This is a genomic window from Pandoraea sp. LA3 (assembly GCF_022696215.1).
GTDB classification, from domain to species: domain Bacteria; phylum Pseudomonadota; class Gammaproteobacteria; order Burkholderiales; family Burkholderiaceae; genus Pandoraea; species Pandoraea capi.
Map to the genome: position 1 here is coordinate 254059 of NZ_PTPY01000036.1, position 25829 is coordinate 279887.

Annotated in this window: 15 protein-coding genes; 3 read left to right on the forward strand and 12 right to left on the reverse strand. The window is 61.3% G+C overall.

Going from position 1 to position 25829, the window contains the following annotated elements:
- Nucleotides 1–176 precede the first annotated feature (176 nt).
- From C5N93_RS19645 to C5N93_RS19680, 8 genes are all read right to left on the reverse strand, one after another.
- The gene (locus tag C5N93_RS19645) at nt 177–1031 is read right to left on the reverse strand and encodes a hypothetical protein (protein WP_242560572.1); all 855 of its coding nucleotides are present in this window, start codon (nt 1029–1031) and stop codon (nt 177–179) included.
- Nucleotides 1032–1537: 506 nt separating this feature from the next.
- The gene (locus C5N93_RS19650; protein ID WP_242560573.1) at nt 1538–1996 is read right to left on the reverse strand and encodes a hypothetical protein; all 459 of its coding nucleotides are present in this window, start codon (nt 1994–1996) and stop codon (nt 1538–1540) included.
- Nucleotides 1993–2976: a hypothetical protein gene (locus C5N93_RS19655; protein ID WP_242560574.1), complete on the reverse strand. Its 984-nt coding sequence runs from the start codon at nt 2974–2976 to the stop codon at nt 1993–1995. Before C5N93_RS19655 ends, C5N93_RS19650 begins: the two co-directional genes overlap by 4 nt.
- A gap of 208 nt (nt 2977–3184) precedes the next feature.
- Nucleotides 3185–3451 carry a hypothetical protein gene (locus tag C5N93_RS19660; protein ID WP_242560575.1) on the reverse strand — a complete coding sequence of 89 codons (267 nt, stop codon included), beginning with the start codon at nt 3449–3451 and terminating at the stop codon, nt 3185–3187.
- Entirely contained in the window at nt 3448–12645 is a 9198-nt protein-coding gene (locus C5N93_RS19665) for a hemagglutinin repeat-containing protein (protein ID WP_242560576.1), read from the reverse strand. Before C5N93_RS19665 ends, C5N93_RS19660 begins: the two co-directional genes overlap by 4 nt.
- The gene (locus tag C5N93_RS19670) at nt 12645–14447 is read right to left on the reverse strand and encodes a ShlB/FhaC/HecB family hemolysin secretion/activation protein (RefSeq protein WP_242560577.1); all 1803 of its coding nucleotides are present in this window, start codon (nt 14445–14447) and stop codon (nt 12645–12647) included. The genes C5N93_RS19665 and C5N93_RS19670 overlap by 1 nt, the downstream gene beginning before the upstream one ends.
- A 280-nt stretch (nt 14448–14727) precedes the next feature.
- Entirely contained in the window at nt 14728–15060 is a 333-nt protein-coding gene (locus C5N93_RS19675; protein ID WP_174980884.1) for a DUF3331 domain-containing protein, read from the reverse strand.
- Nucleotides 15061–15242: 182 nt separating this feature from the next.
- On the reverse strand, nt 15243–16535 hold the full coding sequence (locus C5N93_RS19680; protein WP_242560578.1) for an NAD(P)/FAD-dependent oxidoreductase: 1293 nt from the start codon (nt 16533–16535) through the stop codon (nt 15243–15245).
- 169 nt (nt 16536–16704) lie between these two features.
- Here C5N93_RS19680 and C5N93_RS19685 point away from each other — a divergent pair, with 169 nt between their 5' ends.
- From C5N93_RS19685 to C5N93_RS19695, 3 genes are all read left to right on the forward strand, one after another.
- Nucleotides 16705–17364 carry a TetR/AcrR family transcriptional regulator gene (locus C5N93_RS19685; protein ID WP_069340495.1) on the forward strand — a complete coding sequence of 220 codons (660 nt, stop codon included), beginning with the start codon at nt 16705–16707 and terminating at the stop codon, nt 17362–17364.
- Nucleotides 17365–17524: 160 nt separating this feature from the next.
- Complete coding sequence (locus C5N93_RS19690; protein WP_242560579.1) at nt 17525–17878, forward strand: RidA family protein; 354 nt, start codon at nt 17525–17527, stop codon at nt 17876–17878.
- A 137-nt stretch (nt 17879–18015) separates the two neighbouring features.
- Nucleotides 18016–19248, forward strand: a complete 1233-nt coding sequence (locus tag C5N93_RS19695; protein ID WP_242560923.1) for an FAD-binding oxidoreductase — start codon at nt 18016–18018, stop codon at nt 19246–19248.
- Nucleotides 19249–19362: 114 nt separating this feature from the next.
- Here C5N93_RS19695 and C5N93_RS19700 read toward each other — a convergent pair whose 3' ends face one another.
- The 4 genes from C5N93_RS19700 to C5N93_RS19715 all read right to left on the reverse strand — a co-directional run bounded on the left by C5N93_RS19700 (nt 19363) and on the right by C5N93_RS19715 (nt 25583).
- The gene (locus C5N93_RS19700; protein ID WP_242560580.1) at nt 19363–21132 is read right to left on the reverse strand and encodes an SH3 domain-containing C40 family peptidase; all 1770 of its coding nucleotides are present in this window, start codon (nt 21130–21132) and stop codon (nt 19363–19365) included.
- A 142-nt stretch (nt 21133–21274) separates the two neighbouring features.
- Nucleotides 21275–23806, reverse strand: coding sequence for a TonB-dependent siderophore receptor (locus C5N93_RS19705; protein ID WP_242560581.1), 2532 nt, complete (start codon nt 23804–23806; stop codon nt 21275–21277).
- 152 nt (nt 23807–23958) lie between these two features.
- Nucleotides 23959–25050, reverse strand: a complete 1092-nt coding sequence (locus C5N93_RS19710; protein WP_242560582.1) for a FecR domain-containing protein — start codon at nt 25048–25050, stop codon at nt 23959–23961.
- Nucleotides 25047–25583 (reverse strand): sigma-70 family RNA polymerase sigma factor, encoded by a 537-nt coding sequence (locus C5N93_RS19715; RefSeq protein WP_242560583.1) that lies wholly within the window; start codon nt 25581–25583, stop codon nt 25047–25049. Before C5N93_RS19715 ends, C5N93_RS19710 begins: the two co-directional genes overlap by 4 nt.
- Between the last annotated feature and the right edge of the window lie 246 nt (nt 25584–25829).

Consider the following 25829-nt stretch of genomic DNA (forward strand, 5'->3'; position numbering starts at 1 on the left):
AGTCATGCCGAGTGCGAGCATCGTTGCGAATCGAGCGATCCCATCCTCGGCAAATCTTATTGATGTGGGTGTGAAGGGCGCAAAGCGCATACGGATGTACCTCAAGGAATAGCTGGTGATGCCTTCAGGCACGACTTGAGTTTCAACGACCAGTCGATACGACTTCACGTCGACGTCTACAGCGCAACGGAGTGACTTCGAATGGCCTTAGTTCCCTGTGCCGCAAGATAACCGGTAATGGCTAGCAACGCTGAAAGGGGAAATGCAGCGAACCAGAGCTGCAGCGGCTGCTCATGAATAAGATGCAGCGGGGCTGCAATCAACCAAGCGAGTATTGCGGAAAAGCACACGTGCGCGAGACGATTCTTCGAGATACGGGCTGTGAGTATGCAATATGCCAATGGGGTCAAAAGTGTGTTGCACATGATCAACCCAACAATTAATAACGGACTTTCTCGGAGTAGGGTTCCGATCAGATTGCTGATGGCCGGCACCACTATCGCTACGATGATGAAGGGAAGTACCCATCGCTTAACTTCGAAATTCCAGAAATCGGGTTCAGCATCAAGTGTGCACAATTTTCTTCCCACAACTGCCGAGATGGCAGCCGAAAGCATCCCGACAATTGTGGCCATGATGAGCCCCGGGAAGTTGAGTCCGTTGGGGATATAGAATCTGTGGCTAAAGAATGCTTGAAATATCGAAATTCCGAACGCAAATCCGAATACTATGTAAATGAAAGATTTTTTCACAAAAAAATTTTTTGACATGCTTGGTTCCTGCGTTGTTGAAGATTTATTCCGGAAAAGCCAAGTCAGAGTGCCGGCAAAAATACTAAATTCGACAAAAATCATGGTCAGCCAGCCGAGGCGATTCCACGTGGGTAACTGGTATTGAATGTGTTTGAAATTCCAAACTAATGTTGTTCCGGCGAATAACTCATTAATCGAGGCGAGGAAGGTCGCGGAGGCAAGCCAGGCCAGGATGTTATGCATCCAACGAAACCACTCAGAGCTCGTCTTGGGGTTCATTTCTCGTTTTATTTCTTAACATTCGAAGCTCTTTTGTTAATTGAGTTGTGATATTTGCGAGCGTGATTGTGTACATCGGAATGCCAGCGTGTACGGGTTTTTAGTCCGTTCCTTGTGCGTAAAAAGCAAAAAGGGTGACGACCGGAATTTCCGTGAAAATCAAGTTAAGTGGCCAGTTTGGCCCTTCTCCAGATTTCCTGTCGTCGCGTCCGGGTTGGCATAAACCTTATTTGGTGTAAACATTAAATAGTACGGCAACCAAAATTATGAAAATTACGATTGTTGTGAAAGTCCAGTAGAATATTCTGTCGCCTTTTGAGTACTTCTTATACTCATCCTCCGTGGGGCCTCTAACCAAAGTTTTGTTCAAAATTATTTTGTTCCGTCGTTGAGTTGAAGTGAATAATTATATGGAACTGTGACAAATGCGATTCGATATTTTCTCGTGCAATCGAACCGGCGTTATTGTTATTAATTAAATTGTGAGATTTTTTGTCGATAAATGATTAATTTATTCTGCAGATCTTGATCGTTGATGCGTTGTACGTCATCGATATTAGGATTATCGGAATCTCTCCTTCGCTTCCCGGATTTTCTTGAATATCCATTAGCATTCCATTTTTGCAGAATGAGTTTAGGGAGGGTTTGCGGGGCTTCCAGCCAAGGTTAATAAAATTATCGATACTTGCTTGGCGTACTTGTGGTGTCCAATCTTTTTTGAAAATTCGAACATAAAGTAAAGCGCTGCCGTATTTTGAATTTTCATATTTATAAGAAATTATCCTGTCATCTTCGAGTGCTGTCGATGTATCTGATCTCATGATAGAAATCCGTACGTTGGACTCGTGAAGAGATGGGTTTTTAATTAATGCATAGAAGAAAATAAGAACCCAAAATACAAGCGCCATCGTGACAAGACAGCGTTTGTTCAGAATATGAAAAATCTGTCCGCTAGCCCGAGTCATTCACCGTTCTCCGCGCCATTGACGACGGGGGTCGAAATTCCGGTGCCGGCACTGCCGCCCATATTTATCTTTCTGGTCGGACCACCGGCACCTATTCCAATTTCGATTGCTGTTTCTCCACCAATGGCGTGTCCTCCGCCGACACACATGCCCCAGGCACAAACGGCGGCAGAGTGCGAGCCGCCCCCGAGGAATTGATCGGTCTTTTGCGCTTGTTCGGAGCGAGATAATCCGTAGTTTGTCGGGATCCAACCAAAGGTGATACCTCCACCCGGGGTGACGGGGACGGAAGCACCTGCGCAAGCGAAATTCGTACCGTTATGCAGGTTTAGCCCGACAGAAGCTTCTACACCGAAGGCCCCGATTTTCACGCTGACGTAGTCCGGCAGTTTGATGCCAGGTTGCTGAAGACCTAAAGAATTTTCCCCAGTATTCCATTTGGGGGAGAATGGAGTGAATGAACTGGTCAAGGTTTCTGTCGTATTCTTTCGCGAAACTTCAGGCGACGGCGTAATCCAGCTATATGGGGATTGATCTCCGCCGGAGTTTTGAATGATCAGGTTTCGTACCACGTCTGAAGGGCTAACAAGCATCGAGGGGTCTTGAACTAGGTAGCGATTGCCGGCCCCGTCGTCCGTGACTTTCATCCCTGTGGTGTCGTAAATCTGGTCCGCGGTTGTCTTCTCGTTAAGGGGAACGACCATGCCAGATGTGATCGTCTCGTCGCGTTGACTGTGGTTTGCTGAGCGCATGGCGTTCTCGATCTGCTCCTGAGAGATTGGCGACCCATCTGGGTTCACAGTTCCGTTCGCTTTGGCGATTTCAGCGATTTGTCTCGCGAGTGGCTTCTCCCTATCACCCAACTGCCGATTAAACCGATCCGTATTGAACCCGGTGAACGCACCCGAACTACCACCGGCCACCGCACCGACTGCAGTACCTAAGCCCGTTGCGACGATCTGACCGAGGGCTTCGTCCATGTCGGCGTTTCCTGTGGGGCGCTTCTTGCGGATGTCGTCACTGACGTCGTCGAGGACCCGGTCAAGCTTGGATGTCAGGCCGGCACCCAATGCGCCTCCTAAGGCATTTCCACCCCCGAGTCCCGCAACGAGCGCGCCGCCTGCTGCATGCATCGTCGCGCGATAGTCGCCGCCTTCAGACCATTGTCTTGCCTTTTAAATATTTAATTCATTTGAACCATGGGCCAAATCTACTCGGATCATCACTCAACATACCTGACCGCAAGAGAGTTTTAGGCAATTTTTTAAAATAAACAAAGAATAAAATTACAAATATAGGTAATCCGATAAACAGCATCGCGTCATCTTCGTCAATGCCAAACGCGATCCTACACCCCCCTGCAATCAAAAACCCCCAACACCCAGAAGCACCAAGCGCCATCGAAAAAATGGCACCAAACCTTTGGCAGGTCGCATACAGTCTTCGCCAGTTCATTCCTTTCTCTCCATGGCCTTATTGGCTTCTTTTGCAGCGGCCAAACCCTTTGATACAACCCCAAAAACCAACGCACCTTGCGTCGTTCCATATGGCCAAGGTTTCTTGATAAATGGCCACAAGTTTGGATTGTCTATCCGAGGAACCGTCACGCCAAAAATTGAGGAAGGTCTATTTAATCCGTCGGCAACGCCAATATTTAGAGGAACTTGAACTTTTAACGCGGCGATCGAAAGTGCAAGTCCAATACTATGGTAAGCAGAATCCCCCCAAGTGGGGCTTAATTGATTAAAACCCCGGCGCAATGGATTTTCGCCGACAGAATTCATGCCGTTATAGCGGTTGTATAATCCAACGCCTCCTTCAACCATTTCACTCAAGCCGAAGCTTGCCATCAAAGCCCCAACGGTGCAGCCAAATCCGGTACCACAAAGAGCCACACCAGTTTTTGTAGACACTCCGCCAACTACGATTTTCGCAGTGTCTTTTGCGACGCCTACGGGGTCACTTTTCAACGCGTCTCCAACTTTCTCTAGGGAAGAATAGCCAAAAAGCCCACCCACCTTCAGTTGTTCAACCCAATCCAATTGCGACTTCAACTGCGCTGCTTCGGCATCACTGACGTAGTTCTGATTACGTTCCTCGCTTCCTTCGGCATATTCCGCCCAGCATTTGACTGCATAACATGCAGCACGCGTAAGTCGTTGTTCCTCCTCGTTGTCACCGTTTGCTTTGTCTCGGATAGCCTTCTTCTCATCCGGATGCAACTGCCGATTAAACCGATCCGTATTAAACCCAGTGAACGCCCCGGAACTGCCACCAGCAACCGCACCGACCGCAGTACCTAAGCCCGTTGCGACGATCTGTCCGAGGGCTTCGTCCATGTCGGCGTTTCCTGTGGGGCGTTTCTTGCGGATGTCGTCACTGACGTCGTCGAGGACCCGGCCAAGCTTGGATGTCAGGCCGGCACCCAATGCGCCTCCTAAGGCGTTTCCACCCCCGAGTCCCGCAACGAGCGCGCCGCCTGCCGCATGCATCGTCGCGCGATAGTCGCCGCCTTCAGACCATTGTTTCGCTTCTTCCAAGTACTGCGCTTTCAGTGCGGGATCATCGGTTTTCTCGGCCAGCTTCTTCGCCTCGTCCGCCTTCTTGTTCGCGTACGTGCCGATGTCGCGTGCGACGGCTTCACCCGCCGCCGTCGCCGCTTGCATCAAGCGTGATTGATCGCTAAGAAGATTCTGCAAATCTGGCGTCCGTGTGACCGTTCCGTTCAGGTCTTCAGTATCTCTGTTGAGATTTGCCAAATCCTGCGTCTGGTTCGCTGTGTCGGTGATGACAATCGTCCCTTCGCTCACGCCGGTGCGTGTCGTCGCGCGCTCGCTGCCGCTCTCCATTTGCGGCAACATCGGAGAAATCCCACCCTTGTTCTTGCCCGACGTCTTGCCAGTGGTACGTTCGTTAGCGCCCCCGTTGCCGACGGTGAACCCGCCGCCTAAGCCGAAACTGTTGGCGCTATAGTCAGAGTGGTTTTCGATGTCGCTGAACGTCAGCGTGCCCGTCGTCAGGTGGTTCTTCGAGGCGTCCGCCGTACTCGCGATGTATGCGCCCTTCAGGTCCGTATTCCCGGCGACGGCGATGTCGAAGCCACCCCCGCCGGCCTGCAATCCCGATTGCTCTACCACGCCTGCGTAATTTCCACTCGCATTGCCGCGTGCATAGCTGGCGCTTCCAGAAGCCCCGGCCATGCTGAGGTTCACGCCGCCGCCCATGGTTTGCTGATGCGCGGATCCTTCGGTCGTGTCCTGCACGCTCGCCACATTGAGGTCTCCACCCACGCGCGCCACGACAGTCTTCGCATCGACAACCGCACCGACGATGTTCGTATCCCCACCGCTGACAATCACCGCAGTGTTGCTCGCGTTGATGTGCGTGTTGTTCTGGAATGTCGAGTCCGTATTGGCGTCGCCGTTCGCCTTCGACATGGATGCCGAAACGCCGAACCCGCTGGTCCCGTATGACACGCCGAAGCCGAGATTCTTCGATTGGTTATCGCTACGCATCGACTCGGTGTCGGTGCTGTTGCGCAAGTTGACTTGATGGGTCGCCTGAAGGAGAACGTCCCGGGCGTCGACATCCGAACCTGTGACGTTGACGTCGCCCTTGCCCGAGGCGGCATCGCCCGTGGCGATTAGCGCGACGGCGCCACCCGCTCTGATGTGGCTGGCATCGTTCTGCGTCATATCCATCGACGACGTCGATTTGCTGCTCGATGACCCCCAGCTCAACTCGATCTTGCCTTCAGGAACTCCGCCCTTCTTCAGCGCGTCGACCGCCGCCTTGCCTTCGCCATACGCGCTGTATGCGCCACTCCCCGCTGCGTAACCGCGCAGCGCCGACACCCGTGCGTCGCCACCGTTGTCTACCGCTGCGCGCGTTTGATTCGCGACGTTCTGCACAGCGTCGATGACCGGCGACTTGATCGCCAGCGTGAAGCCGGAGCGCTTCATCTCGTGCGTCTCGTCCTGCTGCTGACGATTGACGGACGATTCCACGGTCACGTTCTGGCCAATCCCCGTGACGTCACCGTTCGCGACGATATCGCTTCCGCGAATCAGCAACTCGTTGCCGGCAATCATGCTGACGTTGCCATCGAGTGCACCCACGAGACTCCTGGTTTGCGTCACGCGGCTCTCGTTCATCCGGTCGCGCTGCTCGCTTGCGCCGTAAGAGATACCCACCCCGCCGGAGGTACCGAATCCCGACCGCTTCTCCTCATAGAAGGAATGGCTCTCGCTCTGGTTCTCCGTCGATTGAATCGTGAGATCGCGCCCCGCCTGAAGCGCGACGCCCTCACCCCCGACAATCGTGCTGCCGCGTACGCTCAGATCGTTACCCGCAACGATGGCGACGGCATCGGCGGAGATCATGCTGCCGTTGGCTTGTACCGTCTTTGAATCCATCGTGCTCGTCGTGCGCTTGCTACTGACGAGGCCACTGCGACTGCCTTCATGACGGCTGCGATATTCATGTGTCTCGGTGACCTCGCCGACGATCACATCCCGCGCGGCCGCGAGCGTTGCCGTCCCGCTTTCCAGTGTGACGCCGCTGCCTCGCAAGTCGATGTCGTTGCCGGATGCGATCGTGAGACTGCTCCCCGCCCGCACGGTGGTACCCATGACGGTGTCATCTGACCGATACGACGACTCCGAGTAATCGCTGTCCGCGCTACTGCTTCGCACCGTGGACGTCGTCACCGCCGCCTGCAACGTGACGTCGCCACGGGCCGCTATCGCGCCCCCTCCCTTGAGGTTGATGTCCGCCCCGGTCGCGCTCAGATTGCCGCCCACGCCGATATTGGAAACACCACCGACAGTCACTGCGCTGCCCCTCGCGGCGTTGACGTTGGTATCGGATACGTCGTTCGCCCGGGAGACGACTTTCTGCTCACCCGTCTGCACGGTGTTCAGTTCCCAGTTGCCACCGATCGCCATGCCGAGATTTCCGCCGACGTGCAACGCTCCGGCGTTTTGCTCGAAGTTGCCACCCGTGGCGATCACCGCGTCGCCTGTCACGTTAAGCGTCGCGACGGGACCGAGCGTGGTCGAGGTGCGCGTCGCGCCCGTGTCGCTGACCTGATCGACACGGTTGACCGTGGTATCGAGTGTCAGATCTCCGCCCGCTTTCAGAGCGAGGCTACCGGCGTTGACCGTCGCTGAACTCAGATCGACGTCACCGACGGTGGACAACGTCATGTGTCCGCCGCTCTGCAATGCGCCGAAGGCGTTGTCGATGGCCTTGCCGTCGACGGCGAGTGTTCGCTCTGCGCTAAGCGTCCCGCTATTGGTGAACCGCTGCGTGTCTTTCAGATCGACGTCGCGCGCCGCAATCAGTGGGCCGTTCAGGGTTTGCCGCTTCGTCGGCGCGAGATAGACGACCGGCACCAGCACCGTCTGTCCGTCGACCACCTGCGTTTGCATCACGATCACATCGCTCGTTAGCGCGGCGACCTGTTCGGCCGACAGGCTCATGCCAAGCGACAAGTTCAGCGACCTGGAGAGCGCAGCGCCGGACGCCATCATCGCCTCGAACATGCGCTCCGTATCGCCGAAGGGACCCAGCACGGGGCGTCCGGTGAGCGCCGTGATCTGGTTTCGTACCAACTGCTGCTCGTACATGCCGTCGCCCAGACGTTTGATGACCGTTTGCGGATCGACGCCGATCTGCTTGAGGTAGTAGTCGCTGGAGATAAACGTCTTCGCGTTGGTGAAGGCCGGATTCGATTCGATGACGTAGGTGGCGCCCGGTGCGGTCGTCGGTCGGAACAGGCCGCCTTGCGGGATCGTCAGGTTCGCGATCACGTCGAGCGCGACGGCGCTGGCGATGACCGGATCGATGAGTAGGCCGTCGTGCTGGAACGAAGCGACGCCGGTGTTTGCGCCGCTTGCATTCCCGTCGAAAGTCCCGACGTTGACACCCGTCGCATTCTGTCCTGGCAGTAACCCAAGCGACGGCGTACCTGCGTTGCCTGCGGTGTTCTCAACGCTGACACCCGAGCCCGACAGCGTGCCATTGGCGACGAAGCTCGATTCATAGGCGGGAAGCGCATAAGTACGAACGTCCGCAGGCGCGACCTGCGAATACCCCCCCGGGCGGCGAGTCGTGAAGGTCGCGTCGCCGAAGGGAAGCTGCCAGTCATGCTTGCTGTTGTCGTAGTTGTTGTAGTGGTAGTGTCCTGAATATCTGACGCTGACCGCGGGGGCGGTCTGATCCCGCCAACTGTTCTGATCCAGCGTCGCGGGCATCGCAATGTCACCTGTCGCGGAAACCGCGCTCCAGTAGTTCTGGAACAGGCCTACCGCCGACGCGTTCAGGTTCGCGCCCGACATGATTTGCGCCTGCGGGCTGATCGACGTCACGGTGTTGGCCGTCGCCACGCCCCAATACGATGTGAAGATGTAATCGCTGTTCCATTCCCCGCCATGGGGTTGCTCGATATAGACGCCGCCAATCGCGTTCGGATTCCGGGTATTCACCTCTCCCGTGCGTCCGCTCAGGCTGATGCCGAGACGCGTAATCAGCTCGGGATCGACCGAGGTGCTGAATCCCGAGGTTTGCATCGAGCGTCGGGTGTTAGTCACCTGATCCGCGTGAAGCGCCATGTCCTTACCGGACTGAATGAGGGCCGAGTGGTTTTGAATCCGGCTCGCGTTCAGGTAGCGACCGCTTGCATCCTTGAGTCCGGCGATCACAACACGGCCCAAGCCGTAGATGGCCGTCGTCGCCTGTGAATCGGTACCGGTCGTGTCGTCGATGTTGTCGATGACCGGTGCGAGCAACGCCAGCGTTCCGTCGGCATTCGTCGCGCCAATCAGGGCGCTCGCCCCGATGTTCGACAACCGCGATGTGGCGGTGAACGAGACATCGCCACCCACGAGCGAGCCGACATTTCGCAACGTGCGCGAACGCGTTGCCAAGGTTCCGCCTGCCGTGATCGAGCCGTAGTTTGTGATGTCGCCTGCGGTCACCGTCAAATGACGGATCGCCGAGAATGCGCTGCCGTTGGTGAACGTGCCCGGCAGCGTGATCGACAGATGGCGGCCCGCGGCGAATTGAAACGTCGGCTGGAGGGTGAAATCTCCGCCGACGTTGATGACGACATCCTGAGTCGCACGATATCCGCCGCCACCAGCGAGCGAGGCAGCACTGACGTTGAGATCGCCAGTAGCACCGATCTCACCGCCGGCGTTGGTGAGGACGCCCGTTGTCGCAAGCGCGATATCCCCGGGCAAGCCAGCGATATTGCCGATGTTGCCGCCGGTGTTGTCGAGTATGTCGGCGCTGGCGCCGACGCTCGCACCGCTTAACTGCGCGCCGTCGGTATTGTCGATGGTGGCGGCTGTCACAGCCACACGACCGCTTCCGGTGACGACGCCGCCACGATTGACGATTCCGCCCAGGCTTCGCATCGCGGTGTCACCCTTCCCCAGATTGCCGACAAGGCCTTCAGCGTTGTCAATCGCCGCTGCGCGAACGGAGAGTGTGTGACTGCCGCCCTCGGTGCCGGACTGAATACGCCCCCCAGCGTTGCGCAAGTCGCCGTCGGCGCCGAGCGAGAGGGACCCCAGCGAGCGAATCAGGCCATGTGAATTGATGAGGTTGCCAAGAATGTTGGCCTGAAAATCACCGCGTGCGGACAGCGCACCTTGCGTGTTATCGAGATGGGCAGCGAGCACCGATAACGCACCGCCTGCCACAATCTCGCCGCCAACGTTCGTTAGCGTCCCCGTCCCCCCTCCCGGCGCGATGGTCAGCTTTCCCGTACCAGCGGACAGAATCTTCCCACCGTCATTGTTGAGCGACGATGGCGTCAACGTGAGGTCGGACGCATTGCTTTGCAGCACGCCGCCCGCAGCGTTGTCCAGCAAACCATCGACGTCGATCCGCATCGGACTTGTGCCGTAATGCGTGATCGTCCCGCCTCGGTTCAGAAGGTCGGTTGTCTTCAACGAGAGTTGGTTCGCCTTGAGCGTGCCGTGGTCGTTGTCAAGTGTGGTGCGGCTCGTCACCTCGAGTTCGGACGAGACGATGGTGCCACCGCGATTGGTCAGCGCGTCGACGTGTATTGTCGCTTTCGCGCCGCCGGTGATGACGCCGTCCGTGTTCGTCAGCGTCTTGCTGACAAGTGAGACATCGCCGTTCGTGAGCCACTTGCCGCCCGCGTTGGTCAATGCGCCCCGGAGCGTTGCGCTGAGTCCGCCTTTGCTACTGATCGAACCCGCCGAGTTGTCGAGATGGTCAGCGCGGATGATCGTGTCGCCATTGCTGCGCACGGTGCCGCCAACGTTGCGAATTTCGCCAGGTCCGCCATGGGCATCGAGCGTGAGCGTGCCGTTGCCTGCATGAGTGATGGTGCCGCCGTTGTTGTTGATTCGGACGGGCGATAACGCAAGGTCAGCGCTATTCGTTTGCAGCGTGCCGCCGGAAGCATTGTCGAACTCGCCGGAGATCTGGAGCGAAATTGACCCCGCGCCCGTCTGGGTGATCGTGCCGCCACGATTGGCGACGTCCACGACATGCAGCGATAGTTGTTCGGCTTGCACTGCGCCGTCGCTGTTGTTGAGGGTCTGTGCATCCAGCGCTACCGATTTTCCAGCAACGATGCGGCCGTCCCGATTGGTTAAATCCTCTGTGACGCGAACCGACGTGCGATTCGACGCGCGCAGCGTTCCTTCGCTATTGTCGAGCGCCCGGGCGGCGATTTCGAGATCCGATTGGCTGCTGAGAACGCCGCGATTTTCAATGTATCCGCCGCGAATGCTGACGGCACCATTGCCACCGATGGCACCGCCCTCCGTATTCGTCAGCGTCTCCGAAGCCTCGATCGTCAGCGCATCGGTGCCGAGCGCGACAATGCGCCCTGCCGTGTTGTCGAGGGACTTCGTCGTCATCGACAGACCCCCTCCGCTTTGCACTTGCCCGTGATCATTGGAGACGGATCCGCTTCGAATTTCCGTCGCGCCGTCCGAGACGAATATCCCGCGCCGATTCGTCAGCCCTTCCGCTATTCGGGCGACCAGCGCTGCCTGTGACGAGACCTTGCCGTTGACGTTGGACAGGCTGGCGGCGTCGAGCGTTACGTTCTGGCGTGCAGCCAATGCGCCCTGATCGTTGATCAGCGCGCCCTTCGCGTTAGCAACAAGCTGTCCTTGCGCGCTCGCGGAGGCGTTTGACAGATTCAGATCGCCACGTGTGGCGAGTAGCGTCAGATCACCTTGGGACGATGTCCTGCCGTCCCCGAGGTCCAGCGTGCCGCCTTCCAATCGGAGGTTGCCGCCGGAAGTACTCAGACCGCTTGCATGCAGGCGCGCGGAAGCGGTGACCGTCAGATCGCCGCCGGTATCGACGGCCCCGTCACGGTTGACGCCCGCACCGAGCGTGCCGGTCGATGTGACGTCTGCCGCCGTGGACGTCAGATGCCGTTGCGCGGCGAGTGCGCCGCTGTTGGCAAGTGCGTCGTCAGCGCGGACGAATGCGTCCCGTTGCGCGTAGATGGTCCCGCGGTTGGCGACACCCTGCGCATCGATCGCGATATCGCCCGAGGCATTGAGCTTGCCCGTCTGCACGAGTTGCCCGGCGCTGGTCAACGTCAGATCGCCCAGTTGCGCGGCAATCGTGCCGCCGTTCGTTACGCCGACGCCTTTTTCGGTGCCGACCAGCGTGATGCGGTTCGCGTACATGCCGCCGAGCGCACTCACGTCGATAGCGACCGTCGGGGCGGGCCCGTCCCCCGTCGTGACTGACGTTCGGAGTGTGTCGTGATCGATTCGATTCGCGCCGGTAATGACATTTAGCGTCTTGCCGTGAATGGCGGCATTGGCCTGCACGGCGCGCGCAAGAAGATCGACCTGATCGACGTTAGTGACGTTGAGTCCGGCGCCCTGAATGGCGATGCTGCCGCGCGTCACGTCGAAACCCTGAATGCCGCCATTCGCATCGAAGATGGGAGTCCCGGTCGTGAGAGTGCCGCGCGTGGTGTTGATGAAACCCCCGCCATCGACCACGATGCCCGCGCCGTTCGCCACGATGACTTCAGCCCGGCTCCCCGCAACTTCGAGGTGGCCTCGCAACTGGCTCGGCGCATTGCTATCCACCTGATTCAGGATGATGCGAGCCGATTGGTCTGGCGCAAGATGCGGATTCCCGTTGATCATGCCCGCCTGCTGCGTCTGCGTCATCGTCGATGCATTGTTCAGAATCACGCCGGCGTGCGGGACGTCGAACTGGGAATACGTATTTTGCGAAACACCGGCGGCGCTTGGCGTATTGATATCGACTTGCTGAAGGCCATTGGCTGTCTGCACCACGGACGGGGGCAGATTGCCCGCGGCGGTGACTTGCGCATGGGCTGACGTTGCGCCGAGGGCCATGACTGCCGCAAACGCTATCGGTCTCAGGGTGAGACGTGCGGTGCGCGGTGCGACGAAACCCGCACGCACACGACGCGTGCCCGCTTTACTGGCGGTGCCGACCGTCTCCGCAACGGCCATCAGCATGCCTCGTGCCGGGTTGTGCACTAATCGAAAGAGGTTCTTGTTCATTGACGTGATGACCAGAGGGTGGATGCCTTGGCGCGAGGCAGGAAAGGCGGGATCGGAAACGTGACGGGCGTACGCGCAGCGCGCGTGCTTCTGCATCAGAGGTGGGCGGTCAACTGAAATCCGACGGTCCACTTCGCTGTGGGAAATCCGGAGGGTTTGTGAAGCGGAGTGCCCGCGAACAGGTCATAGCCGTAGCTCCCGAATCGCGTTACGACACTTCCCTTGACGCCCATGACAGCCCCGGCGAGCCGCGTACCGTCGAGCGTCACGGGTTGTGGTCCCCACACCTGTCCGACATCGACGCCCGCATAAAGGGACTGGGCCGTCTGCCCGATAGGAATCTGAAGTTCGTTGCGCCAATAGAAGCCGCGTGCGGCGGCGAGCATGGTTTCGCCGTCGAAGCCACGTACGGTGTAGCGACTGCCGATCGAGAGGCTGTCGATGTAGTAAAGCTGGTTCGCGGTGTACTGACCGTGAAACGTGGTGACAAACCGGAACCGCTGCTGCGCGAGCGCGAAGGGCACGCTGACGTTGGCGTCGACCACGGCCATGCGAAAGCGATACGTCGGCCCGCCGCGACTGCCGAGACGATCTGCCTGAGCGCCGAATGCGCCGAGACCCTGCCGATAAGCGATGAGCCCGTCGAGCTGCGCGTTGCCCAGGTAGTGCCGTTGCGTCAGACCTAGCTCAAGGAGGGTGTTGTTGCGTCGCTGGTGCGTGATTTCGACGTCTTCGATGAAGCTTTGACCGAAACGCCGCGACAGACGGATTTGCGCGCCGGTGACGTGGCGCTGACTACGGGACAGCACACGATGGAGTTTGACGTCGACGGTTTGCGCGTTCCCGCTCGCGACGAACGTCTGATTCACACCTGCGATCTGTTGGTAGTAGGTGCTGGCGTACGCGGAAAGCGTCGCCGTCGTGTAGCCCCACGGTATCGAATAACTGCCATTCCAACCTCGGGAACCGAAGGTTTGGTCCTTCAGAAGCAGGTCGTGAGTGACGCCTGCGTTGAACATGTCGTTCAGGCCGAGCGGGTTGAAGATGCCGGCGGACAGGCTGCCCTGAAATTTTCCGGTGGCACGTGTGCCTGCATTGTCGATCGACGCGATCAACGTCCACGCTCGGGTGCGGGTGACGTCAAGCACGACGTCGCTTTGTCCGGGCGAGTCGGATTCCGAGGGGACGACTTGCATCGAGACGTCCTGATTCGGCACGCGTTTCATTTGCTCGAGACCTTGCTCCAGGTCTCGCAGGTCGAAGACGTCGCCGCTTCGCGCGGGAAATGCGTTTTTCCAGGTGCCGCGCAGCGTGGGATCGTCGAAGCGGATCTGACCGATGACGCCGGGAATCAGTGTGATGCGCAACGTGCCGCTTGAGAGGTCCTGTTCTGGCAGACGAACACGTGTGGTGATGTAGCCGCGACGCAATATCTCGCGTTGCAACCCTTTGACGATCGTCTCCAGTCCTTGCTGTCCTACGCACTTGCCTGCGTAGTGACTCGTCCACTCCCGGGCGAACGCGAATCTGTCCGACGCGGACGAAACGGCGCCATCTCCCTGTCCCGGCCCGGATAGCCCTTGCGGTGTGTCGAGCGCAAACGTGTCGATGCGCAAGCACGGGGTTTCGTCCGGCAGCGTGGGCCATCCTGACGCGTCTTCGTGCATCGACCGTACGTGTGGTGCGTTGACGTTCGCTTCACGCTCGCGCGCATCTTGCTGTTGCTGACGTTGCTGATCCTGCTCCGCGCGCAGGCGGGCGGCGGCGGCGTTGTCGGCTTGTGAGGGTGGCGCTAATGCGGGGCGGGCGGGTTGGGTGTGTTGAACTTGCTGAGCTTGTGTCCCCGAGACGTACAGCGAACAGGCCAGAAAAAGCGTTCTTGTTTTCGTTGTTGGCATTGCAGAAGTTGAATGAGCGACGACGCGCCAGGCGCAGAAACAGCCGAAAAATCTACGGTGTTTGTGCTAATTCAACTTCTTGATATGGCTCAACGCTTCGGAGTCCAGACGCATTGGATGCCGCGAAGTCTAGAGACAAAAAAAAGCCGCCCTCAAGGGGCGGCAACACGCTGAAACAAAACGGGGGGAGGGGGGGCAGCTTTTCAGCGCGTCGGTATGTCGTCGATGGATGTCGAGGGGTTCGAGACGCGACTTCGCGCGTCGTGATGTTGTTGGGCGATCAGGCCGGTTCGAGTTCGCGATTGTCCGATTCGCGCATCACGCGAATGGCTTCGGCCGAAATCATGGCGTCGGCATTGAGCGGCGGTACATCGCCAAACAGCGGACGGTAGACGAAATCACCCGCGTCGATGGTCTCGTTCGTCAACGCGCAAACACCCGGATGCGGCGCCTTGCGAATGCGCCAGATCTGCGCGCCGTAGTTGCCGCCGGTCGCGTCGTTCCACGACACCGTGATCGTCAGCTCACTCGATATTTCCAGCACGCGCACGATGGGCGCACGCCGGGTGTACGGAATCACCGGCCGGCACACGACGGGTTCGGCGTCGAGCATGGCAACGGTGTGCTGCCACGGGGAATAGGACCCGCCCTGCTCACGTGCCGCGCGCGACGAGCGCGACGCACGGGACGTCTTGGACGGAGAAGCGGACGCCGCAGACGACGCAACGGAGGGCGTTCCAGAGGCGCGGCTGCTGCCGCTTCGGTTCGGGCAATTGGTTCGGTCGCTTCGCATGATCAGGCCAGCCGGATGCGCGGCCCGCGAAGGCCGCCGAGTTTTTCCGCGCTCATCAACACCGTCGCACGAGCAAACCCATGCAACGCGTGCTGATGACGCCGGTACAACATGGCGTGGCTCCACTGCGCAAAGCGTCCGCGCACGATGCCACCTTTGAAAAAGCCGAATCGCCCGAGCGCCCCGAACGCATTGTAGTCAGACAGCGACAACGACGCGCCAGGATCGCGATAAGCGAACGGCGGAATTGCGCGGCCTTCGAGCCACGCGCCGAGATGACGGCCCAGATGCGCCGCCTGTTGTGTCGCCACCTGTGCCGTCGGTGGCAATGCACTTTCCCCCTGCCCCGCTGCCAGCGATGCACAGTCGCCAAGGGCAAAGATGCGTTCGTCCTGCGCCGTCTGCAAAGTGGCGCGAACGACAATCTGATTCGCTTCGTTGGTCGTCAATCCGCCAATGCCGCGCAGACAATCCGGTGCCTTCACACCCGCCGCCCACACCAGCAGATCGCCGGGAATCAACTGACCGTCGTCGCGGTAGAAACCGTCGCGATCCGCGCACACGATGCGCGTATCCGTCAGCACACGAAAGCCCAACTGTTCGAGCTGCGCCTGTGTCGATGCAGACACGTCCGGCGGGAATGCCCCGAGCACACGCGGCCCGCGCTCCACCAGCGTGAGCTTCAGTCGCTCGCAGATCTGCGGGTCGCCATAGCCGGCCGCCAACGCAAACGAACGGCTCAATTCGGCCGCGAGCGCTACGCCCGTCGTGCCGCCACCGGCGATCACGATGCGCAACGCGTCGTCGTTCACTGCGCTGCTTAGCGCTTCGCAATGCAACGCTGCGTTGAACGCTTCGGCCTGCGGTTGGCTATCGATGAAGTGACAGACGTCACGAACGCCCGGTACGCATGCGTCGTCGGCCTGTGAGCCAAGCGCGAGCACCAGCGCGTCGTAAGGCACGCGACGCTCGCTCAACAAGCGCTTGCCGTCATGGCCTTCCATCTCTTCGAGCACAATTTCCCGACGCGCCCGATCGAGCCCGCTCATGCGTCCCGCCTGATACGTGAACCCGTTGCCGCACGCATGCGCGAGGTACGCCACCTGGGTGTGAGCCACGTCGCACGTGCCTGCCGCCACGGTGTGCAGCATCGGCTTCCAGAGATGGGTGGGATGACTGTCGACAAGTGTCACGCGCGCAGCACCGGCACGGCCGAGCGTTCTGCCCAGACGAGTGGCCAGCATCAGGCCGGCGATACCGCCACCGACGATCACGATTCGGTTTGCGCGAGACATTTGGGGGGAAATGTCAAATTCAACAAGTGATGAATAAGCGCATAATAGCGAGCGTGTACCCGACGTGTCAAATAGGAAGTGTCTGGGCAGGCAGGTGCGTTCGGGTCGGGTAGACTTGTGGCACGGCTCGCGCAAACGACTCTCGCAAATTCCACTAACCCATCACTCAATGACTCCGACCAAAGCCATCTCGCAACCCGATTCGCCTCGCAAACGCACACGCGGGCGCCCGACGTGCGACTGCACGCATGGGGCCGACGCGCTGCTGCTCAACGCCCGTCGCATCTTCGCGCAGCGTGGGTTTTATGCGAGCAGCGTGCGGCAGATTGCCGAGGCGTCAGGGGTCGATGCTGCGCTGATTTCGCATCATTTCGGGTCGAAAGAGGCGTTGTGGGTCGCTGTGGTGGATCAAATTGCGGGACTCACGCATTCGATGGTCGAGCAGACGAATGCGCTGCGCGACGCGCCGATGGAGCCGTTCGAGCGCATCGAGCAGGCCGTGCGCCTTTTCGTGGAGGCCGTGTTCGAGAATCCGGACGTCGGCATGTTCTTCTCGACCGCCGCGACCGAGGAAGGCGAGCGGCTCGATATCCTCACTCAACGGCTGGTGCGGCCGTATCGCGACGCCATGGTGCCGCTCGTCGCCGACTGGCTCGAAGCGCAGAAGCGCCCCGTGTCGGACGCGGACGTGATGTTCTTCATGCTGACGTCGGCCATCAGCAAGACCGTGTCGTACCGCCACATGATGGGGCCGTTCCTGCCCCCCGAAGGCATGGCCGACCTCAAGCGCACCGTGCTCGATTGCGCGATGGCGCTGATCCGGCAGTAACGCGTCGAGCGTTCGCCGGGCTTTGTCCCAACGCAATCGCTGACGCTCGTTCCATTCGTCGATCTGGACTGGACGCGGCCCCGAAGACACCGCAAGCGTCGTATAAGATAGCGGCACTCGGGCCGACTCCCGGCCCGTCTCATTTTTTCGGTGCCCCCCTATGTCGAACGAAATCAAGCGTCTGCATACCAACGCTCGCATGAGCCAGATCGTGATCGCCAACGGCGTGGTGTATCTGGCCGGCCAGGTGCCCGACACGGCGAACGTGTCCGTCACGCAGCAAACCACCGAAATCCTCACCCGCATCGATTCGCTGCTCGCCGAGGCCGGCGTGAACAAGTCGCGTCTGCTCACCGCCAACATCTGGTTGTCGGATGCCAAGCACTTCGCCGAATTCAACGCCGTGTGGGACGCCTGGGTGACCGAAGGCCACGCCCCGACGCGTGCCTGCGTGCAGTCGCCGCTCATGCGCGCCGGGCTCGAAGTCGAAATCGCCGTGACCGCGCTGGCGTAACGTCGTCGCACTGGATTTCGCCGTACCCCGGCACATCCGACTACCTTCCGGGCTCACCCCTGCGATCTTCGCGAGTGAGCCCGAAGCTTTTCTCCGCTCCCTCTCAGATCGTCTGACGACGTGTCAGACGCATGCCCATGACGTTCGACGCCCTTGTGCTTGGTGCCGGTATCGTTGGTGTTTCCGTCGCGGTCCATTTGCAGCGACGCGGCATGTCGGTCGCGCTCGTCGACCGCAAGTCACCCGGCAACGAAACCTCGTTCGGCAACGCGGGACTGATTCAACGCGAAGGCGTGTATCCGTACGCGTTTCCGCGCGATCCCGGCACCCTGCTCCGCTTCGCTCGCAATCGCTCCACCGATGTGCGCTACCACCCGTCGGCGATGGGCACGGTCGCGCCGTTTCTCGCGCGCTACTGGTATCACTCCGAACCGTCGCGTCATGCGCAGATTGCACGTCACTACAGCACGTTGATCGCCCATTGCGTGACGGAGCATCGTGAACTGATTGCGGCGTCGGGGGCGGCGCATTTGCTGCGCGAAGGCGGTTGGGTCAAGGTGTTTCGCACCGGTGCCGCGATGGACGCCGCGCAACGCGACGCCGAACGCTGGCACACCGAGTACGGCGTGCCGTTCGAGCGGCTCGATGCGGCGCGTCTGCGTGACGACGAGCCGTCGCTCACGCACGCGCTGGTCGGCGGTCTGCGTTACACGGCATCGGATTCCGTCAGCGATCCGGGGGCGCTCGTCGAGGCCTATTCGCGTTACTTCGAGTCGCTTGGCGGACGCATCTTCGTCGGCGACGCGACGACGTTACAGCCGCACTGGTCGGTGCGCACGGAAGCCGGTCGCATCGAAGGCCGTCGTGCTGTCGTCGCCCTTGGTCCGTGGGCCGATACCGTGACGCGTGTATTGGGCTACCGCTTCCCGCTGGCCGTCAAACGCGGCTATCACATGCACTATCGCGCGCAGCCGGGCGCGCGTCTCAATCAACCGGTGCTCGACGCGGAGCACGGCTTCCTTATCACGCCGATGACGCGCGGCATTCGTCTGACGACGGGTGTCGAACTCGGGCGTCGCGACACGCCACCCACGCCGGTGCAACTGGCCGCCGTGGAACCGCTGGCACGCGACACGTTCCCGCTGGGCGAGCGCGTCGATCCGTCGCCCTGGCTCGGCCGTCGGCCCTGCACCCCCGACATGAAGCCGATCATCGGGCCCGCACCGCGTCATCGGGATCTGTGGTTCGCGTTCGGTCATGCCCATCACGGTCTGACGCTCGGGCCCGTGACCGGCCGTCTCGTGGCCGAGATGATGACCGGCGAGACGACGCTCGTCGACCCGTCGCCGTTCAGCGCCGAGCGTTTCTGAACGTCCGGGCATGGGCATTGCGGCGCTCTCCGCCGAATGTCGCTACATGTCAGTGATGCATGACGATGGCCCAGGACCCGGCGTCCGTGTGTGAAACCGCACGGTGTTCAGAGACTACTGCGGCATCTCTTCTTCGGATTCGACGTCGGGAGCGTGCGCACTGTCACCGCTGTCCGACGCGTCGCCGCCGATCACGCTGATCTCGAACAGCGGCTTGCCCGCGAGCGAGCGAACGTCGGGATCTTCAGGATAGGTCTTGAGCAACGGCAGGATGACCGAACCGCCGATCACGTTGCGGCGGCTGTTATCCGCCGGCGACAGTCCCCACACGTTCTGGTACGTCATCGGCACGCTCGCCGTGTCGTCGCCCCCGGCAGGTGTGGTTTGTGTGGCTCGGGTGGCATTACCGAGATACAACATGATGTGACCGTTGATGTGGATGAGCGTCATGAGCGGACGTCCCCGCTCGGCCAGCACGCGCAATCGCGTATCGATATCGGCATGGCGCAGATCGGTGCGTTTGCCCGCCCGCAGTTGATCGGACGAGTGACGCGGCAGCCATACGCCGAACGGCGCGAAGAGGCTGCGTGTCTCGGCGGAGCAATCGTTGTAGAACAGCGTGTTGCCCCAGCCATACGGATGCCCGATCTGTTGCTTCATCACCTGCGCCATGTGCCGGGGCGTCAGCGTCCATGGCATCGGCACGAGGGCCGATGCGTCGAGCGCGGTCATGCGGATCTGCGCGCGGCGCTGGGCGTCGGCCACGGGGATCATCGCGAACTGACGTCCGTCGCGAGACCGTGTCATGGGCAGCACGGTACCGATCGGGGCGAACGTCCGGTAGATGGCGTTCGTCGTGCCCGATACGGTGTCGGCCAGCGGCACGTCGCCCTGAACGATGGCGCCCAGCTCGCGCTGCGCGGCCGCGCGCCAGGTGGCGACGAAGCGCTCGTCGACAGATGCCACCGTGCGGGCTTCGACCCATCCGATCAGATCCGGGGAATAGACGAGCAGCCACGCGCCGTCGTTGCTGCGCGCCAGCGTGTAGACCGGCGTGCCGGGGCGCAGTGCGGAGTCTTGCAGGGCGTCGAACGGATAACCCTCGCCCGCTTCCCGGAAATCGTAGAACGCGGGGTCACGGGTCGGTAGCAGACGCACCAGCGCGTTATCGACGGTGATGCCGCGTCGTCGCGCGTCGTAAGCCCAGCTTGCGTGATCGGCGTCGAGTTGGGCGAGCGCCATGTTCGTTTCGATGGCACGGGCCCATGCCGAGGTATGCGGCTGGAAGTTCTCGCCGTACGTCTTGCGCACGCCCGGACGGCTATTGTCGAAGCGTCGCGCGCGGCGTGCCTGCGAGTCGGCGATCTGCGATGCACCAGCGGCGTTGAGCAGTGACGTCGACAGCCATGCACCGTTCCACGGTGACGGATCGCGTGGCGCGGTGCCGAAGTATCGCGCGCGGAAGGCCGCGAATCGCTTCGCCTGTTCCTGTGCGGAAAGCAGCGGCTGATCGTAGTTGGGCGCGTCGGGCCGGATCCAGCGATCGACGTCCTGATCGTAGTGCTCGATGGGGAAACGGCTGACGTTGTAGCGCGTGGCCGGCGCGGCCGTCGCCGGTGGATGCAACGTCGATGAAGACGTCGAAGTCGTCGATGACGATTCGGGGCTACTCGCACACGCCGTGAGGATGACGAGCGGCAGGAAGACGGCGAGGCGCGTCCCGCGTCGCGGCGTGGGTGAAGTCCGGCGGGTATGCGCCGAGCCCCGCGCGAGGGGGAGCGAGACGTCTGCCGGACGGGCTGACTGAGCGCAGATCGAAGCATTGACCGAAGCCAGAGCGGCGAGGTACTGCATCGCGTCGCGCACCGCGTGAATTGCGCCCATGTCGTGCAGGTGAGAGCTGGAATCCCGCCATGCTACTCCATCCGTTTGCGTCGACAAGGGCGCGATGCCGGGTCGATTCCCAATATTCCCAATACGACCCGGCGCTTCGCGTTACGGCTTCGTGCTACGGCTTCTGGCGCGCTTACCAGCGTGCCGTGACGCTGCCGATCACGGTGCGTCCCGTGCCGTAGTAGCACTGCACGGTGGTGTTGCAGCCTGCCACGTAGGTACGGTCGAACAGGTTGCTCGCGTTCAGTTGCAGACGCCAGCGCCAGCCGATGTCGGCGTGCAGCGAGGCATCGACGAGCGTCACGCTCGCCACCGAGAAGGAGTTTGCCGAGTCGCCGGCCGTCTGCCCCAGATAGCGGATGCCTGCGCCCGCGCCGAGCTTGGCATCGCCCACGCTGCCGAAGTTGTAGTCGGCCCACAGCGACGCCATGTTGCGCGGCACGCCATACGGACGCTTGCCCAGATCGGCGTTGTTGCTGCGCGTGACTTCCACGTCCTGATAGGTGTAGCTCGCCACCATGTTCAGACGCGACGTCAGGCTCATGCGGGCTTCGAGTTCCACGCCGCGCGAACGCACTTCACCCGTCTGGATGGTGTTACGCGTGTTGGCCGGATCGGCGGTCGAGACGTTTTGCTGCGTCAGGTTGAAGAGCGACGCCGTAAAGAGGGCGGCGGTATTCACGGGCTGATACTTCAGGCCGATCTCGTACTGCTGGCCGGTCGTGGGTTGCAGCGGCGTGCCCGCGAGGTTCGTCGACAGCGTGGGCAGGAACGACGTCGAATAGCTGAAGTACGGCGACAGGCCGATGGCCGATTCGTACAGCAGACCGGCGCGCCACGTGAACTTGTTCGGCGTTTGCTCGACCGACGTCTTGGCAATGTTGTTGTCCGTCGTCGACCAGGTGAAGTCCTCGCGTCCGCCAAGCGTGAGATACCAGCGATCCCAGCGCATCTGATCCTGCAAGTACAGGCCGAGCTGCGTCTGTGTCTGGTCGGTGCTGGTCGTCGGATTGGCGGGCAGTACGCCCTTCACACCGTAGACCGGCGCGTAGAGATCGAGCGACGGTGCGGTGCCCGTCCACACACGGTTGAGGAAGCGCTGCGTCTGGAAGTCCACACCACCGACCACCTTGTGCGCGACGGGGCCGGTCGCCGTGTCGTATTGCACGTTGTTGTCGAGCTGCCAGCCGTTCAGGATCGGCTCGGCCTGATAGGCGGTGCGTTGATACGTGCGTTGGTCGGCCAGCAGCGCGGTGCCGTAGATCGACTTGTAGTCGAGATCCATGTGCGTGAAGCGGGCCGTCGAGCGAATTTGCAGCGCGTCGTTCACGCGGTGTTCGAACCGGTAGCCGGTCGCGACCTGCGTCTTGCGGTAGCGGTCGAACGAAGGGTCGCCGGTCAGCAAATCGCGGTCGATGCGACCCCAGCGCGACGGATTCACCATGCCGAGCGCCGGGCCGTAACTGACTGACGACCCCATGTTGTCCTGCGTGTAGTTGACGAACCACGTGAAGCTGGTGCGCGCGTTCGGGCGCCAGGTAATCGACGGCTGAAGCATGATCCGATCGTCGCTGACGTTGTCCGTCTGCGCATTCGACATGCGGCCAAGACCGGTGATGCGGTACAGCAGCGTGCCGTCTTCGTTGGCCGGACCCGTCATGTCGACGCGAAGCTGCCGACGGTCGAACGTGCCGTAGTCGATGCCGATCTCGCGATACGGCTCGGCGCTCGGCGCCTTGCTCACGAGATTGACGAGGCCGCCCAGGTTGCCCGCGCCGTAGAGGATCGAGCTGGGGCCGCGCAGCACTTCCACGCGCTCCAGGGTGTACGGGTCGACGCGCACGGCGGCGTAGCTGCCGGGGCGGTTGGCAATCTGCGGCAGGCGCAGGCCGTCCCAATAGACGTCGGCGTTAAAGCCGCGAATGTAGAACCAGTCGGCGCGGGTGTCGCTGCCGTAGGGATCGGCGTTGATGCCGGCGGCGTACTTGAGGGCGTCGGTCACCGTCTGCACGGCTTGATCGTTCATCTGATCGCGCGGGATCACGCTGATCGACTGCGAGGTCTGCATGATCGACGTGTCCGACTTCGTTGCCGTGTCGCTGCGTGTCGCGACATAGCCGACGACCGGGCCGCGGGCGACGTCGCGCTCGGCGCGTGCGTTGACGTCCGTTTGCGGCAGCGCGACGGCCGGACCTGCGGCGGCGCCGGTGGCGTTCGGGCCGGGCGCGACGATGTAGCCGCCGTTGGGCTGGCCGGTCGCTTGCAGGCCGGTGCCTTCGATCAGCATCGCCAGGGCGAGCGTGGGTGTGTATGTCCCGGACACGCCTGCCGTGCGTTTGTCGGCGATCTGGGCGGCGTCGTACGAAATCATCAGGCCGGTTTGCTGCGCAAACGCGACCAGCCCTTGTTGCAGTGAGCCCGCAGGGATGTGCAGCGACTGTGCGGCGCGCGCGGTCGTTGCGGGGGATGCCGTCTGCGCGTGGGCATTCGACGCGGTGAGTGCACTGACGGCCGTGGCGGCAGCAATGGCGCTCAGAGCGAACAACGTACCGGTCGCCAGCGTGACGGCGCGCTGGGTGACGTGTCGGGCGAGGGCGGTTTCAGCACGGGCGAACGTGCGGACACGTGCGGCACGCAGGGGCGTGGGGCTGACGTGAGAAGACATGACGGCGGATTCCTTTCGTTGGAGCATCGAAACATCGAAATCGAAACGGGGCTTTTCCTGTCTATGCCCCGCGAGATTCGAAAACCCCTCATCCGACGTCAAAATATTTCTGGACGGTGTGCCGCAGGCGGCGCTGGCGACGCCGTGGTGCTTCAGGTATGCGTGCGGTCGCCGCCGACGGCGCGCAACGTGGGCGGGCTGTCCGACGACTTGCCGGAGCGTGTGCCGGAAGGGTTGCCGGGCTGCACACGCACGAACCAGCGGGTGAAGCGCTGGACCTCGACGGGTAACGCGCGCGAGAGCATGTCGAGCACGCGGTCGGTGTCGTCGACCGGGTAGATGCCCGAGACGCGCAGGTTCGCGATGTCGGGCGCGCAGCCGAGGTGGCCACGCCGGTAGCGGCCGAGTTCCGTGAGGAAGTCGCCGAGCGGCATCGCGTGGACGATGAGCATGCCTTGCGTCCATGCCGCCGCGGCGTTGGCGATGGCGACGTCGTCGAAGCGCGAGCGCACGGCGGTGGCGTCGAAGGTTGCGCCTTGCCCGGCGGTGAGGATCACCGCGCCGCTGGCCGTATTTCCAACGTTGGCGGGAACGACACGCACCGCACCTTCGAGCACCGCGACGGCGGCGCTGCCCTCGTGCTGGCGCACGGTGAAGCGCGTGCCGAGTGCCTGAAGACTGCCTTGCGCGGTGTCGACGAAGAACGGGCGATGGCCGTGGTCGGCATCGGCGCCGGTCGTGACGGCGATTTCCCCGCGCACGAGGCGCAGGCGTCGCACGTCCTGCGAGACATGCACGTCGACGGCGGAATCGGTGTTGAGCGCGAGCACGGTGCCGTCCGCCAGTTGCACGGTGCGGCGCTCGCCGACACCTGTGCTGAAGTCCGCACGCCATGCCCTTACGGCATTCGAGTCGCCGACGGACCAGACGGCTCCGGTCACCCCCGCGACGGCGAGCAGGCCGAGTACGCGCCGACGTCCCTGATTCGCTCGCGCACGCACGAGCGTGTTGTGCGCGACGAGCGGTGGAATGGTCCGCAAATGGGAGCCGAAGTCGACGAGGCGCTGCCAGGCGAGCGCGTGTCGCGCGTCGGCGTCGTGCCACTGTTGCCAGGCGGCTTGCGCGTTGGCGTCGGTCGTCGCTTGCAGGCGGACGAACCATTCCGTGGCTGCCAGCGTGATCGCCTCGGGCAGCGGGGATGCGTTCGGGGCGGCGCCCTGACCGGACGACGGGCGTGGGCTCATGCGTGCGTCCCTCCGAAGCAGCAGGCGTGGAGCGCTTTGACGATGTGACGTTGCACGGTGGCGATGGAGATGCCGAGGGTCTCGGCGATCTCGCGTTGGGCGAGGCCGTCGAGTTGCGACATGAGAAAGACGCGGCGTACGACCGGCGGCAGGCCGTCGAGGCGCCGGTCGATGTCGATGAGTGCCTGGAGCAGGATCGCGCGAGCTTCGGGGTCGGGGGCTACCGCCTCGGGCTGGGCGGCGAGCGCTTCGAGATAGGCCGCTTCGATCTTGCGATGCCGATGCAGATTGGCGACGAGCCCCTGCGCGACGACGGTGAGGAAGGCGCGGGGTTCACGCGGGCAGACGGGGGTGTCCTTGCTGAGCAGACGCACAAAGGTGTCGTGCGCGAGGTCGGCGGCGTCGCCGTGGTTGCCGAGCTTGCGATGCAGCCAGTTGCGCAACCAGCCGTAGTGATCGTGATAGAGCGCAGCCACGCCGGACGCGTCGGCGCGTGCGTGGTTCTGGCGTCCCCCGTTGTCGTCACGCATCATGGTTTTGGCTTGGCTGCATGTGCCTGCAACCGTCGTTGATCTAGCAGCTTTTGAGGTTAATGATAATCATTCGCATCATATCACGACCTGTTGCATGACTTGTCGCGCGGTGACGGATAGAAGGCAAAGCAGTGGTTTGGGGTGTTCTCCGAATTAAGACCACCGTCAACGCGGGAATCGCTTGGTGCTGTACAAATATACAGTACAATCCCAGCGTGCCGGGCGACGCATGGATGCTGCCAGCGA